This is a genomic window from Acetobacter lambici (assembly GCF_011516885.1).
In the GTDB taxonomy this organism is placed as follows: Bacteria; Pseudomonadota; Alphaproteobacteria; order Acetobacterales; family Acetobacteraceae; genus Acetobacter; species Acetobacter lambici.
On record NZ_WOTD01000005.1, the window covers coordinates 59,173 to 73,862 of the forward strand.

14 protein-coding genes, 1 tRNA gene and 2 pseudogenes are annotated in these 14,690 nt (G+C 56.6%); 8 read left to right on the plus strand and 9 right to left on the minus strand.

From position 1 onward, the window contains the following. Positions 1-161 precede the first annotated feature (161 nt). From mnmE to GOB86_RS04460, 6 genes are all read left to right on the plus strand, one after another. Positions 162-1,481 carry a tRNA uridine-5-carboxymethylaminomethyl(34) synthesis GTPase MnmE gene (gene mnmE, locus GOB86_RS04435; RefSeq protein WP_338421510.1) on the plus strand — a complete coding sequence of 440 codons (1,320 nt, stop codon included), beginning with the start codon at positions 162-164 and terminating at the stop codon, positions 1,479-1,481. A gap of 24 nt (positions 1,482-1,505) precedes the next feature. Then, positions 1,506-3,386, plus strand: coding sequence for a tRNA uridine-5-carboxymethylaminomethyl(34) synthesis enzyme MnmG (mnmG, locus tag GOB86_RS04440; RefSeq protein WP_165991172.1), 1,881 nt, complete (start codon positions 1,506-1,508; stop codon positions 3,384-3,386). Continuing rightward, positions 3,376-3,972, plus strand: coding sequence for a 16S rRNA (guanine(527)-N(7))-methyltransferase RsmG (gene rsmG, locus GOB86_RS04445; RefSeq protein WP_165991173.1), 597 nt, complete (start codon positions 3,376-3,378; stop codon positions 3,970-3,972). Before mnmG ends, rsmG begins: the two co-directional genes overlap by 11 nt. After that, complete coding sequence (locus GOB86_RS04450; RefSeq protein ID WP_165991174.1) at positions 3,959-4,750, plus strand: AAA family ATPase; 792 nt, start codon at positions 3,959-3,961, stop codon at positions 4,748-4,750. Before rsmG ends, GOB86_RS04450 begins: the two co-directional genes overlap by 14 nt. Continuing rightward, positions 4,747-5,658 carry a ParB/RepB/Spo0J family partition protein gene (locus GOB86_RS04455; protein ID WP_165991175.1) on the plus strand — a complete coding sequence of 304 codons (912 nt, stop codon included), beginning with the start codon at positions 4,747-4,749 and terminating at the stop codon, positions 5,656-5,658. The genes GOB86_RS04450 and GOB86_RS04455 overlap by 4 nt, the downstream gene beginning before the upstream one ends. A 67-nt stretch (positions 5,659-5,725) precedes the next feature. Next, a tRNA-Lys gene (locus GOB86_RS04460) sits at positions 5,726-5,801 on the plus strand. Between the two features lie 517 nt (positions 5,802-6,318). Here GOB86_RS04460 and GOB86_RS16585 read toward each other — a convergent pair. Then, positions 6,319-6,708: pseudogene (locus tag GOB86_RS16585) on the minus strand (DUF2142 domain-containing protein); the annotation flags it as partial. 64 nt (positions 6,709-6,772) lie between these two features. Next, positions 6,773-7,735 (minus strand): DUF2142 domain-containing protein, encoded by a 963-nt coding sequence (locus GOB86_RS04470; protein ID WP_242012502.1) that lies wholly within the window; start codon positions 7,733-7,735, stop codon positions 6,773-6,775. Between the two features lie 567 nt (positions 7,736-8,302). Between GOB86_RS04470 and GOB86_RS04475 the strand changes: the two genes are divergently transcribed. Both GOB86_RS04475 and GOB86_RS04480 read left to right on the plus strand, forming a co-directional pair. Then, positions 8,303-8,755, plus strand: a complete 453-nt coding sequence (locus GOB86_RS04475) for an Ivy family c-type lysozyme inhibitor (protein ID WP_165991178.1) — start codon at positions 8,303-8,305, stop codon at positions 8,753-8,755. Between the two features lie 8 nt (positions 8,756-8,763). Further along, the gene (locus GOB86_RS04480; protein WP_165991179.1) at positions 8,764-9,240 is read left to right on the plus strand and encodes a DUF4186 domain-containing protein; all 477 of its coding nucleotides are present in this window, start codon (positions 8,764-8,766) and stop codon (positions 9,238-9,240) included. Here GOB86_RS04480 and ubiM read toward each other — a convergent pair. The 7 genes and pseudogenes from ubiM to hisH all read right to left on the minus strand — a co-directional run bounded on the left by ubiM (position 9,216) and on the right by hisH (position 14,681). After that, on the minus strand, positions 9,216-10,415 hold the full coding sequence (gene ubiM, locus GOB86_RS04485) for a 5-demethoxyubiquinol-8 5-hydroxylase UbiM (protein WP_165991180.1): 1,200 nt from the start codon (positions 10,413-10,415) through the stop codon (positions 9,216-9,218). The two genes, GOB86_RS04480 and ubiM, sit on opposite strands and share 25 nt — an antisense overlap. Positions 10,416-10,420: 5 nt before the next feature. Further along, positions 10,421-11,002: a nitroreductase family protein gene (locus GOB86_RS04490; protein WP_165991181.1), complete on the minus strand. Its 582-nt coding sequence runs from the start codon at positions 11,000-11,002 to the stop codon at positions 10,421-10,423. Positions 11,003-11,042: 40 nt separating this feature from the next. Continuing rightward, positions 11,043-11,417: a histidine triad nucleotide-binding protein gene (locus GOB86_RS04495; RefSeq protein ID WP_165991182.1), complete on the minus strand. Its 375-nt coding sequence runs from the start codon at positions 11,415-11,417 to the stop codon at positions 11,043-11,045. 7 nt (positions 11,418-11,424) lie between these two features. Beyond that, entirely contained in the window at positions 11,425-11,907 is a 483-nt protein-coding gene (locus GOB86_RS04500; RefSeq protein ID WP_165991183.1) for a phosphoribosyl-ATP diphosphatase, read from the minus strand. Beyond that, complete coding sequence (hisF, locus tag GOB86_RS04505; protein ID WP_165991184.1) at positions 11,904-12,692, minus strand: imidazole glycerol phosphate synthase subunit HisF; 789 nt, start codon at positions 12,690-12,692, stop codon at positions 11,904-11,906. The genes GOB86_RS04500 and hisF overlap by 4 nt, the downstream gene beginning before the upstream one ends. Next, positions 12,686-14,025 (minus strand): annotated as a pseudogene (gene hisA, locus GOB86_RS16505) (1-(5-phosphoribosyl)-5-[(5-phosphoribosylamino)methylideneamino]imidazole-4-carboxamide isomerase). The gene hisF and the pseudogene hisA overlap by 7 nt, the downstream one beginning before the upstream one ends. Continuing rightward, positions 14,025-14,681 carry an imidazole glycerol phosphate synthase subunit HisH gene (hisH, locus tag GOB86_RS04515; RefSeq protein WP_165991185.1) on the minus strand — a complete coding sequence of 219 codons (657 nt, stop codon included), beginning with the start codon at positions 14,679-14,681 and terminating at the stop codon, positions 14,025-14,027. The pseudogene hisA and the gene hisH overlap by 1 nt, the downstream one beginning before the upstream one ends. Positions 14,682-14,690: the final 9 nt, after the last annotated feature.

Sequence of the window (14,690 nt, forward strand, 5' to 3'; positions counted from 1 at the left end):
AAACAAAGTGGAATGGCGCAAAAGCAGGCAAGGTGCAGCCTTATTGGCGGCATATACCCCATATAGTCCGTTTTTTATCATTTTTTAAATCTACGTTTGCGGACAAAACTGCACTAAAAACACTTTGTTATCGTGAACAGAACAGTAAGGAACAGAGCGCGGTGGGGTATCAGGGGGAAGACACTATTTTTGCTCTGTCTACAGGGGTGGAGCGCGCAGCCATTGCCGTTATGCGCGTGAGCGGCAAAGGCAGTGCGGACCTTCTGGTAAAGCTTTGCGGTTCACTCCCTCCGCCGCGCAAGGCGGTTTTGCGGCGTGTATGGCGGCAGGCAGATGTGCAGGATACCTTGCTGGACGAAGCCCTTGTGCTGTGGTTCCCCGGCCCCAAAAGCTACACGGGGGAGGACGGGTTTGAGCTGCATCTGCATGCGGGGTCCGCCATTATTCAGGCTGTAGCCCATGCCCTTGTGCTGGGTGGGGCGCGCCCGGCAGAAGCGGGTGAATTTACACGCAGGGCGTTTACCAATGGCCGGATGGATCTGGTGGAAGCCGAGGGCATAGCCGATCTTGTGGCGGCGGAAACAGAAAGCCAGCGTAGGCAGGCTCTGGCTCAAGCCAATGGCGCATTGAGCCGGGTTTACGAGGAATGGTCAGCGCGGCTGAAAAAGCTTCTGGCGTTTCAGGAAGCCCTGATAGATTTTCCCGATGAGGACCTTCCGCCCGAAGTTGAGGAGGAAATTCGCTCAGGCATCCGCCAGCTTATGGGGGAAATGCAGCAGCATATTGCAGATGGCCAGCGGGGCGAGCGTATCCGGCGGGGGGTGGTTTTTGCTATTACGGGACCACCCAATGCAGGGAAGTCGAGCCTGCTGAACTGGCTGGCCGAACGTGATGCCGCCATTGTTTCCCCCATTGCGGGTACAACGCGTGATGCGCTGGAAATTGTGGGGAGTCTGGCAGGGATCAAGGTAACGTTTGTCGATACCGCAGGCCTGCGTGAAACCGAGGATGAGATTGAAGCCGAAGGTGTGCGCCGCGCTTTGTTTCACGTGAAACAGGCAGACTGTGTTGTGCAGATGTTTGCTGCCTCCGATGTGCCCCAAAGTGTCTTCCCCGGTGCTTTGCTGGTTGGGAACAAGCTTGACTTGGCGGACCTTCCGGCAGAGGTAGAGGGCGTTCGCGTTATACCGGTCAGTCTTAAAAATGGTCAGGGGCTGGAGGCATTACGCCATATTTTGGAAGACAGGGTGCAGGCGTTAACGGCATCATCGACCGGCATGCCGTTGCTGACCCGCGCACGCCATAGCGCTGGTGTGCAGGATGCCTGTGCCAGTCTGGAGGAAGCTCTCCGGCAGGAATGGCCAGAAGTGCGGGGCGAGGAACTGCGGCTGGCCATGCGGGCTTTGGGGCGGTTAACCGGACATGTAGGGGTTGAGGAACTGCTGGATGCCATTTTTGGGCAGTTCTGTATTGGCAAATAAGAACATAGTGCAGGGCATGTGGGTATGATGGGGTCTTATGACGTGATTGTGGTAGGGGGCGGCCACGCGGGGTGCGAGGCCGCAGCCGCGGCCGCACGGTGTGGCGCCAGAACACTCCTGCTGACACATAATAAAAAGACGGTTGGCGCCATGTCCTGTAACCCTGCCATTGGGGGAATTGGCAAAGGCCATCTGGTGCGTGAGATAGATTCGCTGGACGGGTTAATGGGTCGTGCTGCGGACCGGGCGGGTATTCACTTCAAGCTCCTTAATCGTTCCAAAGGGCCAGCCGTGCAGGGGCCGCGTGCGCAGGCAGACCGCATGCTATACCGGCAGGCCATACAGGATTTGCTGGCCCAGACACCGGGGCTGGATATTGTGGAAGGTGCCGCAGCCGATCTGTTGTGCCGTGGCGATGGGCACGTCAGTGGTGTTGTGTGCGAGGATGGCAGGCAGTGGCAGGCCGGTGCCGTTGTGCTGACAACCGGCACATTTTTGGATGGCGTTATCCATATTGGGCACAAGTCACAACCCGCCGGACGCATAGGGGAGCAGCCAGCCATTGCTCTGGCGCAACGCCTGCGAGCCATGAACCTACGTATGGGTCGGTTAAAAACAGGGACCCCGGCAAGGCTGGAGCGTGACAGTATTGATTGGAGCGCGTTGGCTGAGGATAAAGGGGACGCAGTGCCCGAACCCTTCAGCCGGATGACGCAGGCTATTACCAACCCGCAAATGGTCTGTGGCATTACCGCTACCACGCCCCAAACGCATGATATTATTCGGGAACATCTGCACCTGTCCGCTGTGTATGGGGGAGGGATTTCCGGCCGTGGACCGCGTTATTGCCCATCGATCGAAGATAAGGTCGTCCGGTTTGCGGAAAAAACAAGTCATCAGATTTTCCTCGAACCCGAAGCCTTGCCCGAGCATGAAGGGGGCAATCTGGTTTACCCCAATGGTATATCCACCAGCCTGCCGGCCCATGTGCAGGACGCCATGATCCATACCATTCCCGGTCTGGAGCGCGCGGTGATCGCGCAGTATGGTTACGCGGTGGAGTATGACTATGTAGACCCGCGTGAGCTAACAACCTCGCTCGAACTGCGCCAGTGCCCCGGCCTGTTTTTGGCAGGTCAGATCAACGGAACAACAGGGTATGAGGAGGCCGGGGCGCAGGGGCTTCTGGCGGGGGTTAATGCGGCTCGGTGTGCTGGTGGTCAAGCACCAGTCAGTCTGGACCGGGGTAAGGCGTATATTGGCGTTATGGTCGACGACCTGACAACTCAGGGCGTGAGCGAACCCTACCGTATGTTTACATCCCGTGCGGAATACAGGCTGACCTTGCGAGCGGATAATGCCGATATTCGTCTGACACAACTTGGTATGAACTGGGGGTGTGTGGGCGCGCAGCGTAAGGCAGCCTTTGAGCAGGAACTGGCGGAAATTAACGCAGCAACAGAGCGCGCCGGAACCGAAGCATGGCAACCGCAGCAGCTTGCCAGCGTGGGTATGAAGGTCGCGCAGGATGGCCGGCGCAGGACCTTGCTGGAGGTTCTGGGGTATGGGGCAGACCTATCTGTTGTGGAGCATATTGCTCCATGGTTCCTTGGTGTGACTGAGCGTGTGCGCCAGTATGTTACCACGCAGGCACGTTACAGTGGTTACCTGACCCGCCAGAACAGGGAAATTAAACAACTGGAAGCCGAGACGGAAATCCGCTTTCCACCGCAAATGGATTTTGCAGGCATAGGTGGACTAAGTTCGGAAATGAAGGAAAGGCTGGCGCAGGCACAGCCGGAAAGTTTTAGTGCGGCACAGCGCATTCCCGGCATTACGCCATCAGCCCTCATGGCTATTTTGGCATATTTGCGCAAAGGTCAGGAGCATACTCATGCAGGCTGAACGTGTGACTGTTTCACGTGAAACAGAAGAGCGTTTGCAGGCCTATATGGCTTTGCTCCAAAAATGGAACGAGCGGATTAATCTGGTTTCCCCCAAGGATATGGATAACCTGTGGGAGCGGCATATTCTGGATAGTCTCCAGCTTGTACCTTTGGTAAAAGGGCGCGAGCGATTTGTGGATATGGGGTCGGGTGGTGGTTTTCCCGGCATAGTGGTTGGCATTGCGGCCAATATTCCGGGTGTACTGATCGAATCGGATCAGCGGAAATCTGCCTTTTTGCGTGAGGCCGCCAGAATAACGGGCACGCAACTGACCATTCTGCCTTGTCGGCTGGACAAGGCCGATGTTGCTCCGGCTCCAGTGGTTACAGCGCGTGCGCTGGCTCCGCTGGACAAGTTGCTGACATGGGCGCGCCCGTTATTGGAACCTGATGGTGTTGGCCTGTTCTTAAAGGGACGTCAGGCTGAACAGGAAATTGAGGAAGCGGCAAAGACCTGGAAGTTTGATGTCCGGTCATGGCCAAGCAAGACAAGCCCCGATGGTGTTATTCTGGAAGTGAGTAATTTTAATCGTGCAGAAGGCTAACAAGAACAGAAAAGACTGCTGCATTCTAGCAGTAGCAAACCAGAAAGGTGGGGTGGGTAAAACAACCACCGCCATTAATCTGGCAGCAGCTCTGGCAGCCGATGGCGCTCGTGTTGTGCTTCTGGATCTGGACCCGCAGGGCAATGCCTCCACCGGCGTTGGCGTCAGCTACGATGCCAGAAAAGGAGGTGCTTATGCTCTGCTTATGCATGAAAAAGCAGCACAGGAAATTCTACAATCCACCGAGATTGAAAACCTGTCTGTCATAGCGGCCAATACGGAGCTGGTCGGGGCTGAGATCGAACTGGTTGAGACTCAGGGCCGCGAATACAGGCTGCGCGAGGCGCTGGAGCCACTGGCACAGCAGGCTGACTATATTATTATTGACTGCCCCCCCAGCCTTGGCCTGCTGACCCTGAACGCGCTTGTGGCCGCCCATGGTGTGCTGGCCCCGTTGCAGTGCGAATTTTTTGCGCTCGAAGGTTTGGGGCATCTGGTCAAAACGATTGGTCATGTAACCAAAAACCTCAATCCCGGTCTCAAGGTCGCGGGTATCGTGCTGACCATGTATGACAAGCGCAACAATCTGTCTGAACTGGTTGCCGCGGATGCACGCAGCTTTTTTGGTGATGATGTGCTTGAGACCATTATTCCCAGAAATATTCGTATTTCCGAGGCACAAAGCCACGGCCTGCCGGTCATGACCTACGACCCCCGTGCAACCGGGGCCACGGCTTATCAGGCGCTTGCCGCCGAAATTATGAGGAGAACGGCATGAGCGCCCCCCCACGGAGCAAATCTGTGCCCCGCCCTAAACTGGGCCGGGGACTTGCCGCGTTGCTGGGGGAGGCTGCAGGAGTCTCCGCTAGTGGCAAAGGAACTGATTCTGAACAAAAAGGTGGTGCGGTGAGCGTTCTTCCGGTGGAAGCTCTTGTGGCCGGGCCTTTTCAGCCACGGCAGGATATGGAACCTGCGGCACTGGAGGAATTGGCGGATTCCATTCGTGCTCGTGGCATACTGCAACCCATTCTGGTGCGTCCTGATCCGAATAAAAAAGGACAGTACCAGATTATTGCAGGTGAGCGGCGGTGGCGGGCAGCGCAACTCGCCCAGTGCCACGAGGTGCCTGTGCATGTGCGTGACCTGAGCGAAGCCGACGCCATGGCCGCAGCACTGGTCGAAAATCTCCAGCGCTCGGACCTTAATCCGGTGGAAGAGGCGGAAGGTTTTAACCGCCTGATGGATGACTACAGCCTGACGCAGGAAGATCTGGCCAAAGCCATTGGCAAGTCCCGGCCACATGTTGCCAACACGCTACGGCTGCTCAAACTGCCAGATGCGGTTCGGGCAGAGCTTAAAAAAGGAACACTCTCCGCAGGGCATGCAAGAGCATTGCTGCCGCACCCTAACCCCATAGAAGCTGCGGCCGAAGTTATTGCCAAAGGTCTGTCTGTCCGTCAGACAGAAGCACTGGTGCAAAAAGCACTGGAGCAGCAGAATGGTAAACCCGTTGCAAAAGAGAAAAAACCTCAAAATCCGGAAATTGCAGCCCTTGAGCGTGATCTAGCAAGTCGGCTGGGGCTGAAAGTCGCGGTTAATTTTGATGGGCGCAAAGGGGGCTCTCTGGAAATCCACTACAAAAGCCTCGATCAACTGGATACCGTTCTTGCTTTGTTAAAATCCTGAATTTTCAGGCTTGTGCTTGTGAAAAAGAGGTGGTAAAAAGCCTCCACTTCAGCCCAATTGGCTGTTGGGGTGCATAGCTCAGTTGGTAGAGCAGCTGACTCTTAATCAGCGGGTCCAAGGTTCGAGCCCTTGTGCACCCACCAAGCTTTTCCTTAGCTTTCGGTGGTTTTTAGGTTTCAGGCTGGCAGGGTTGTCCTGCCTTCCGGCGTCAATCCGGAGCCATTTTGAAACCGCGTTTTCTGAGTTGGCATGGGCAGGGTTCTTTCCCACCACCAGTCTATTTCCACAAAATCCTGACGGCTTTTCCATCTTCCAGCCATATGTGTGTCTTCTGGTTGCAGTTTTGCAGATGCAAAAATTTGCCCATGGCGCGGTCTTGGCGTTTATGGCTGCATGAGGTGCCGGTGGAAGAATTCAGGCAGGGCAGCCAGCCCAATGTCATTTAACGGCATGTAGAAATGGCGATTCCTACAATCATAATGGCAATCCCTAGTATATTCATGGGGATAATACGTTCATTCAGGAAAAGGGCAGAAAGAAGAGGCACATAAAATAAGCTATTTCTATGAACACCATGCTGTCTGCCACAGTCACCATTGTGGAATGGTATTTATACATCACAGGATAAGGTCAAATAATGAACAATAGGAATATATAACCTTACCAGTAACGTGAGGATAACGTGCTATACAGCGTATAAAGAGAATATAGCATAAATAGAGTGAGAAGAATCCGCATCAGGCATGGCTTGGCCAAAACAGGGGAGGCTTCCAAAGGGGAGGTGCCTTTGGGCAAAAATGTTGGACACAATGCCAGAATCATGAATAGCGGAATAAAATAACGCCCCTGTAGGCCAAAAACATAAGTGGCTCCAGCGGGGCTAAAGGTCAGATAAAGTGCCATAAAGATGCCTTCAGTGGTGATCAGAAAAATCCCAAGAAGAAGACTCGTTTTGATAAGAAATTCTTTGTTGCAGACGGAACTTATTCTGCCAAAAAACGGCCACATAAAAGAAAGGAGGAGAGCAATCTCTCCCCACAAATAGAATTTTTTGGGGAGCTTGACGTACCCCTAGCCCAGCATTCCCATAACCTGTCGGAACAGGTGCCCGGACTTAAGCCGTATGGTGGTCAAAGTCACTTGAATGACTTTGGTTGGCGCATGCAGAAGGGAGTGTAACTGTTCGGAGGAAGACACTCCGGGTAACCCAGGGAGGGGAACGGAAGAATGGCGCTGAAGCACTGCCCACAACAGGAAAACTGCCATTGCCCCCCCCTAGAATGTAGAAAGGTTTTTTCCATTCTTTTGAGGAGCAGATAAAAAAGGGAAGGCAGATAAAAGAAAGGCAGGGGATTTTGGCAGCCGCAATACAGCCCAAAGCCAGTGACAGACTGACAACAAGCCTGTTATCCCAATTGACCGTAGTTTTTTTTGCAAACTGTAGCAAAATGCTGACAGCTAAAGCCGTTAGCCCCAGCACAAAACCATCTTGGGAGCAGGATGCTTCCAGACTGACGCATGCGGGCATGGTTAAGAGAAGCAGGAGGAAAATCCCTGCATCCCCTGCGATCCAGAGTGCCAGAAGACCCAGACTGGTATTGATGACCAAACTGCCCATTCGTGCCAGATAAAAGGTGGCAAGCGGGTTGGCATTGAGTCTTTTGGCAACAAAAATGCCAGTAGCACCTCCCATGTAGGAGGTCGGTGGATAGATAACAGTATTGGGGATGTCGACAAAGGTCGGTAGGGTTGACCAAGGCATGTCAAATGCTTGTGCTAGCATTGTGCCTGTAATTTTTTCGCCTTTGTCAGGAAAAAAAGGGGCGAATGGTTTTGCAATTTCCGCTACGGTTGCAGGCAGATAAGCACCGCTCTGGGTAGCGGAAATACGTGTACCAACGAACCCACCCTGCGCAACTTGATAAGCCCGTGCAAAATGAGCAGGCTCATCTGGGACCAAAAAAGGAGGGGTCATAACAAGGCTCACCATCCCAGCAAACAACATGAAAATTCCATACAGAACAGTTAATGGAATATGCGCTATTTTTTTTGAAAAATATGAACAGTTCAAAGTCATCAAGGTGATGTTCCCATCCGTTCTGAGTGTTTTTAAGATACTATGTAATTTTATTTCTATTTTGAATAACTGATTATTGACATTATGATTTTCATATAAACAATTTATATTCGAAGGGTATGGTAACAATGCCGCATGGATGTATGATCATTCCGTGCCGATGCTCTGCATAAGATCTATAATATGCTTTTGTCTTTGTTTTCATAAGATATGCCTTTCAAGCGCTAAAATTCAGGCGGTCCAAGTGCGTGTTGTACTCTAGAAAATTCTAAAAAACATCTGTTATGCAGAGCCTGTATTTGTCAACCAGCATCCATGGAACAGGGTTGAGCTGTTCTAGGTAGGCCATGCGTCTGTTGGCTCTGTATAGGGTGGGACAACTCAGGCACTTTTGCTGTCCGTCTTACAAATGACCGCGTTTTGTTGTTCTTGGCCATTCCTGACTTTTAGGGGGCAGAACCGACTGCCTTTGTTTGAGCAAGATACGCGGATAAGGTCAGCTATCGGCCAGATACGCCCGGCTTATGGCGCTGTTATTCTGGCAAACAGAGTTCATGAGGTACGACCATGCGTTTTTCCCTCCTGCTGCTGTCCGCTTTGAGTGTGGCAACGCCTGCTCTGGCGGCGGAGTTTCCTGTGACTGCGCAATTCGCTGCCCAGCCAGCGTTTGCACCTGCCTACCATGGCATGAGCACTCTGCCTGCCTGGGTGTCGGAATTGAAGGCGACTTCGGTTCCGGTTGAAAAAACCAGCATTGACGGCAAGCCTTATCTGCTGGGGCATATGTGTAAGCCGCATGATTGCGCCGCATATCAGTTGGAAGTGCTGTTCACCCCCGATGGCCGCAAGGCATGGGGCTTTCTGTCGGTTGTGAGCAATGGCGGGTTGTACCAGATGCCGCTAGGCGACCCATCTGCTCCGGTGCTGGCGGCGCTCCGCTCGGCCTATGCGACCAACAACCCGGATCATCCCGGCAACACTGTGGGTAACACTGGCAAAACAGACCCGGCCACCCCATAAAGTAGGGTATGACGGGTTTTCAAAATGACCTTTTCCCACGGCGGGCCGTTGTGCCACAGGCGACAGTACCTGCGGAGTTGTGGGAAAAACTGGCACGTTCGGCGTTCAGGCAGAGGTTTCATCTGAACGCGCAGGATATGACGTATTTGCGGGAAAAAGGTCTGCCTCTGGTGCTGGAACACGGGCAGGACTTTATTGCCCGGCGGCTGGCACCGTCTTTGCCGCTCAAGGACGGGCGGCAGACACCATGGAAAGGGCACCCGGTTTTTGTAGCCCAGCATGCCACGGGTACGTGTTGCCGCTCATGTCTGGCCAAATGGCACGCTTTGCCATCTGGCCGCCGCCTGAGTGAGGCAGAGCAGGACTATGTTCTCAGCGTGCTGGCGCAATGGCTGGCAAGGGAACTGGAACAGCCCCGAGAGCTACAGCCTGCCCGCAAAACCGGCAAACCCAGAGGGAATCAGGCTCCGGGGGCGGAAGGCTGACGGTCCATTAGCAGAGACGTCACAGCTTTTTTGAACGGGGAGAACCTGTCCGCCATACGCAGGCATCCTTCACGGATCTGGCGGAAGGGCGGGCCGTCGTGGGTGTAGAGCGAGGCAATACCGTTGGTTCCGGCAAACAGAAGAGCCGTTGCCTTGCGGTGCTGGCGCTCGAACGTACGCAGGGCTGCGGGGGAGCCTGCATCACCGTCTTTGGCAACAGCGGCCAGAACCTGCCGGGCCAGTGTTTCCTGCCCCTTCAGGCCCAGATTAAACCCGTGTGCCGTAATGGGGTGCATGCCAACGGCCGCATCCCCCACCAGAGCCAGCCTGCGGGCAGTAAACCTATGCGCGTAAACGCCTTTAAGCGGGTAGACGTGGCGGGTACTGACCAGCCGCATGGCGCCAAGGCGGTTGCCCACGCGGCGCATGATTTCGGCATTAAATGCCTCTCGCGGCATGTGGGCCAGAGCTTCGATCTCCTGCGGTGGCAGGGTCAGTACAAGGGAGGAGGCCATGCCGTTAACGGGGAGCAGGGCGATTGTCTGCCCTTCATCAAACCATTGCAGGGCCACATTGTGGTGGGGGGATTCGTGCGCCATGCGACAGACCATCATGGATTTGCCAAAATCATGCACAATGGCGCCAATGCCCGCCCGTTGTCGGGTGGGGGAAAAACGTCCATCCGCCCCAACAACCAGCTTGGCGTTGACCTGCCCGCCATTATGGTGAACGGCGGCGTAGTCCTGCCCCTGCCGAATGGTCTGCACGGCTGTGCCGGGCAGCAGGGTAATGTTGGGCATGTGCTGTGCCGCAGCAAACAGGGCGCGGCGGATCTGGTTGTTGGAGACCAGCCAGCCTAGCGCATCCACCCCTTCGCCACGCGTGTCAAACGTGAGTGGGTGGCGGAAGCTGCCTGTTTCAATCCGTGCTTCCTTGAGCGGGCAGATAACCGCCTGTGGAATATGGGACCATGCCCCCGCCTGTTCGAGCAGACGCACGGAGTGGTGGGTCAGGGCGATCTCGCGCCCGTCAAAGCCGGGTTCGGCCCATGTATCAAGCGGGGCGCGCTCCATAACGGTTACCGAAAGACCGCCACGCGCCATAAGCAGGGCTGTGGCCAGCCCGACCGGACCTCCACCAATAACCGCAACATCTGCGAGTTGTATGTCGGACATGGGTGTTAGTCCTTGTCTGCGCCAAAGGTTACGGGCTGGCCGTGCCAGCGCGCGGTAAACAGGGCCGGGTCTGCCCGCTTGGGTGTGTGGGGCGTACCCTCGGGCGTGCCTACAAACAGAAAGCCCGCCAGCCGGGTAACACCCAGATCAGCCGCCAGAACGGCATCATCCACCAATGCGCCAGACACCCACACACCGCCAAAGCCTGTGGCGTGCAGGGCGTTAAGAATGTTCATGGCCCCCGCGGCCACGCACATTTCCTGCTCCCAGAGCGGAATTTTGTGAGCGGGGTGCAGGTGCATGCCCAACGCAATGATCATGGGCATGGTGGCAAAGCGGGAACGGCGTTTTTCAATTTTGGCGGCGGGGGCATCGGGCTCCACGCGCGCCATGGAGGCCACAATGCGCTCGGCCAGTGCGGGGCGGTCCGCTCCTTCGATCACAACATAGCGCCACGGCTGAACACGCCCATGGTCGGGTGCGCGCATGGCTGTGGCCAGAATGACCATCAACTGCTCCGGTGCCGGTGCGGGAGTTTGCAGCCGGTCGGTGGATGCGCGGGAGAGAAGCATGTCCATAGGCGTCATGATCGGGTGCCTTTATTGCAAAAGGAAGCGTTACGCGGCGTTATTGGGGAAACGCCGGAAGTGGCCCACCCCCCATAAGATGCAGATGAAAATGCGGGACTTCCTGCCCCGAATTGGTGCCTGCGTTGGTGATCAGCCGGTAGCCGTTTTCTTCCAGCCCCAGCGTATGGGCGATCTGCCCGGCCGAGCGCATGACTTCGGCAATTTCTTCGGCCGGGGCGGTCTTGCTGAAATCCATGAAGGAGACATACGGCTTTTTGGGAATGATCAGCACATGCACGGGGGCTTTGGGGGCTATGTCCTCAAAGGCCAGAACCCATTCGTTTTCAAAAACAGGTTTGCATGGAATTTCGCCGCGCAGGATTTTGGCAAAAATATTCTGCTGGTCGTATGGGCCTTTGCCGGTCACAGCCATGGTAGGGTCAGTCCTGTTTTGTTGCGTCTGGTGTGGTCACGTCCGGTGTTGTCAGGGACGGCTTGGGGCGGGAGGCTTTTTCGGCAATGCCGCTTGTGCCTTCGCGCCGGGCCAGTTCGGCCCAGACCTCGTCAGGGGTAATGCCTGCATTCACCCACATGACAATCAGGTGGTAGAGCACATCCGCACTTTCCCCCACTAGCAGGTTGGTGCGGCCAGCCACGGCCTCGATCAGGCACTCCACGGCTTCCTCACCAAATTTCTGGGCGATCTTGTATGTCCCGCGTGAGAGCAGGCGGGCTGAATGGCTGACCGAAGGATCTGCGTTCTTGCGGCTTTGCACAACATCATACAGCCGGTTCAGCACGGAGGCGTCAGCCTCATCGGACAGGGTGGGCAGGTCCTGAGTTTCCGCCACCTTGGTTTTTTTGGCCTTGATGGTTTTGGTCTCGGCTTTGATGGTGGCTTTGGACGGAGCTTTTTTGATCATGACGTCTGACTGACCTGAAAAGGAGCGGGGGAGGGGCGGACCGGCAGCCCGGCATCGGTCAAAGCCTGTTTGACCTGCGCAACCGTAAACTGCCCAAAATGGAAAACACTGGCGGCCAGTAGCCCGGTGGCTCCGGCCTTGGCACCTTCTACAAAATGTTCAAGCGTGCCAACGCCGCCAGAGGCCACAATCGGCAGGCGCACGGCCTGTGTTGCCGCGCGCAGCAGGTCCAGATCAAACCCGCTGCCCGTGCCGTCGCGGTCCATGGAGGTCAGCAGGATTTCGCCCGCACCGCGTTCGGCGGCCTGTTTGCACCAGTCTATGGCGTCCATGCCTGTGGGGGTGCGCCCGCCATGGGTGAACACCTCCCACTTGCCCGGAGCACTCTGGCGTGCATCCACGGCCACCACAACACACTGGCTACCAAACTTGCGCGCGGCCTCGCTGATCAGGTCCGGGCGGGAGACGGCGGCCGAGTTCATGGCGCATTTGTCCGCACCAGCCAGCAGCAGGCGGCGCATGTCGTCCGTTGTGCGCACGCCCCCGCCCACGGTCAGGGGCAGAAAGATTTTTTCCGCCGTTCTGCTGACCACGTCCAGAATGGTGTCACGGTTTTCGTGGCTGGCGGTAATGTCCAGAAAAGTCAGTTCATCAGCCCCGGCGGCATCGTACACGGCGGCCTGTTCAACCGGATCGCCCGCATCACGCAGGGAGACAAAGTTGACCCCCTTGACCACCCGGCCATTTTTAACGTCCAGACAGGGAATAACGCGTAGCTTCAGCATCCGCTCAGCACTCGCAGGGCTTGCTTGGGGTCAATGCGGCCATCATACAGCGCGCGACCAACAATAACACCTTCTATGCCCGGTGTGGTGTTGGCCGCCGTGCGCAGGGCTGCAAGGTGATCAATGCCGCCAACGCCCCCGCTGGCAATAACGGGAATGGACACTGTGTTGGCCAGTGCCACGGTCTGTTCGATATCCAGCCCCTCAAGCATGCCATCCCGGCTGATTTCGGTAAAAATAATTGCGCTCACACCAGCGTCCTGCATACGCAGGGCAAGGTCGGTTGCCTGCATGTCGGAGACTTCGGCCCAGCCTTCGGTCGCCACAAGGCCGGAGCGTGCATCAATCCCCGCTACAATGCGACCGGGGAACGCCTTGCAGGCTTCGCGCACCAATGCGGGGTTTTTGACCGCGACCGAGCCCAGAATAACGCGGGTAATGCCAGCCTCCAGCCATGCGGCAATGGCGGCCATGTCGCGTAGGCCACCACCAAGCTGGACCGGCACATGGGCTGCGGCCAGAATGGAGCGCACGGCGTCCGTGTTGGCGGACGCTCCGGCAAACGCGCCGTTCAGGTCCACCACATGCAGCCATTCAAAACCAGCCGCCTGCCATGCCGTGGCCTGTGCGCCGGGGTTGTCGGAATAGACGGTTGCATCGTCCATCTCCCCACGGCGCAGGCGCACGCAGGCCCCGTTTTTCAGGTCGATGGCCGGGTACAGGGTTAGCGGGCGGGGGGGAGTGGGTGTGGTCATGGTGTGGAACTGGCTTCTTGTTCGTTACGGGTCTTGGCGGACTGTAAAGGCAGGGTATCATCCAGACATTTGGTCAGGAACAGCCCCGGTACGAGCTCGTCCCCCACCCGTGCGTAAAACGGGTGTTGGCCCCAGATGTGGAACCCGGTCTTTTTAAACAGGGCAATGGCGGCGGTCTGGGTTTGCAGCACATCCACGTTGAGAACCCTGAACCCCATGTTGCGCGCGGCGTTTTCCACCTCCTGCAACAAGGCAGCCCCCAGCCCCCGCTCGCGTGCATAGGGGGCAACAAACAGATGGGCCAGGGTGATGCACATGGCCTGCAATTCGTTATTGCGCGGGGCGCGAATTAGCTGCGCGCCACCCACAATAACCCCATCCAGCCGGATGGCGAACAGCATGCGCTCGGGTACGAGCAGCAGGCCCCGAAAATAACGTTCGAGCACCTGCCGCCCCTGTGGCTGCAACCAGCCAAACCCGCCTCCGTCCAGAATGGCGGCATCCACGGACTCGCACAGGGCCTGAAGGTCGTCTTCCTCCAGCGAGAGAATACGTTGAACGCGGGGCACGCGGGACATCAGAATGTGGCTTCCGGTTGCCATGCAAGAAAGTTTGCAAGGATTTTTAGCCCCACGGTCTGGCTTTTTTCCACATGGAACTGTGTCCCCGCCACGTTTGCGCGGCAGACAATGGCAGGCACGCTGCCACCATAGTCCGCACTGGCGAGCAGCACGTCATCGGTGGTGTTGCGCAGGGCGTAGGAGTGTACAAAATAGCCGTGGGGTGCCGGGCCAAGCCCCTGCGTGAGCGGGTGGGGCCTGTGGAGGTCCAGTTCGTTCCAGCCCATCTGGGGCAGGCGCAGGCCGGGGGCGTCCATGGGGGCGATTTCACCTGCAATCCAGCCAAACCCCTCCGTTACCCCATGCTCAAGACCGCGCTCGGCCATAAGCTGCATGCCAACGCAGATCCCCAGAAAAGGTGTACCTTTTGCTACGGCCTGCAAAATGGAGTCCTTGAGCCCAGCAATGGCCTCCAGCCCATGTGCGCAGTCTGCAAAGGCGCCTTGGCCGGGCAGAATAATGCGGTCCGCGCGCCGGACTTCGGCGGGTTCGTTGGTAATGATAACGGAAGCGTTGAGACCCGAAAGCTCGGCAGCACGCATGGCAGCGCGCGCGGCGGAGGCCAGGTTGCCTCCTTCGTAATCAACAACAGCAATGGAGAGAGGCTGGGCCATAAAACCCTC

Coding starts and splice junctions, on each gene's coding strand:
- mnmG (WP_165991172.1), top strand. CDS start 1,506: ATGATGGGGTCTTATGACGTGATTGTGGTAGGGGGCGGCCACGCGGGG.
- rsmG (WP_165991173.1), top strand. CDS start 3,376: ATGCAGGCTGAACGTGTGACTGTTTCACGTGAAACAGAAGAGCGTTTG.
- GOB86_RS04455 (WP_165991175.1), top strand. CDS start 4,747: ATGAGCGCCCCCCCACGGAGCAAATCTGTGCCCCGCCCTAAACTGGGC.
- GOB86_RS04470 (WP_242012502.1), bottom strand. CDS start 7,735: ATGACTTTGAACTGTTCATATTTTTCAAAAAAAATAGCGCATATTCCA.
- GOB86_RS04475 (WP_165991178.1), top strand. CDS start 8,303: ATGCGTTTTTCCCTCCTGCTGCTGTCCGCTTTGAGTGTGGCAACGCCT.
- GOB86_RS04480 (WP_165991179.1), top strand. CDS start 8,764: ATGACGGGTTTTCAAAATGACCTTTTCCCACGGCGGGCCGTTGTGCCA.
- ubiM (WP_165991180.1), bottom strand. CDS start 10,415: ATGTCCGACATACAACTCGCAGATGTTGCGGTTATTGGTGGAGGTCCG.
- GOB86_RS04490 (WP_165991181.1), bottom strand. CDS start 11,002: ATGACGCCTATGGACATGCTTCTCTCCCGCGCATCCACCGACCGGCTG.
- GOB86_RS04495 (WP_165991182.1), bottom strand. CDS start 11,417: ATGGCTGTGACCGGCAAAGGCCCATACGACCAGCAGAATATTTTTGCC.
- GOB86_RS04500 (WP_165991183.1), bottom strand. CDS start 11,907: ATGATCAAAAAAGCTCCGTCCAAAGCCACCATCAAAGCCGAGACCAAA.
- hisF (WP_165991184.1), bottom strand. CDS start 12,692: ATGCTGAAGCTACGCGTTATTCCCTGTCTGGACGTTAAAAATGGCCGG.
- hisH (WP_165991185.1), bottom strand. CDS start 14,681: ATGGCCCAGCCTCTCTCCATTGCTGTTGTTGATTACGAAGGAGGCAAC.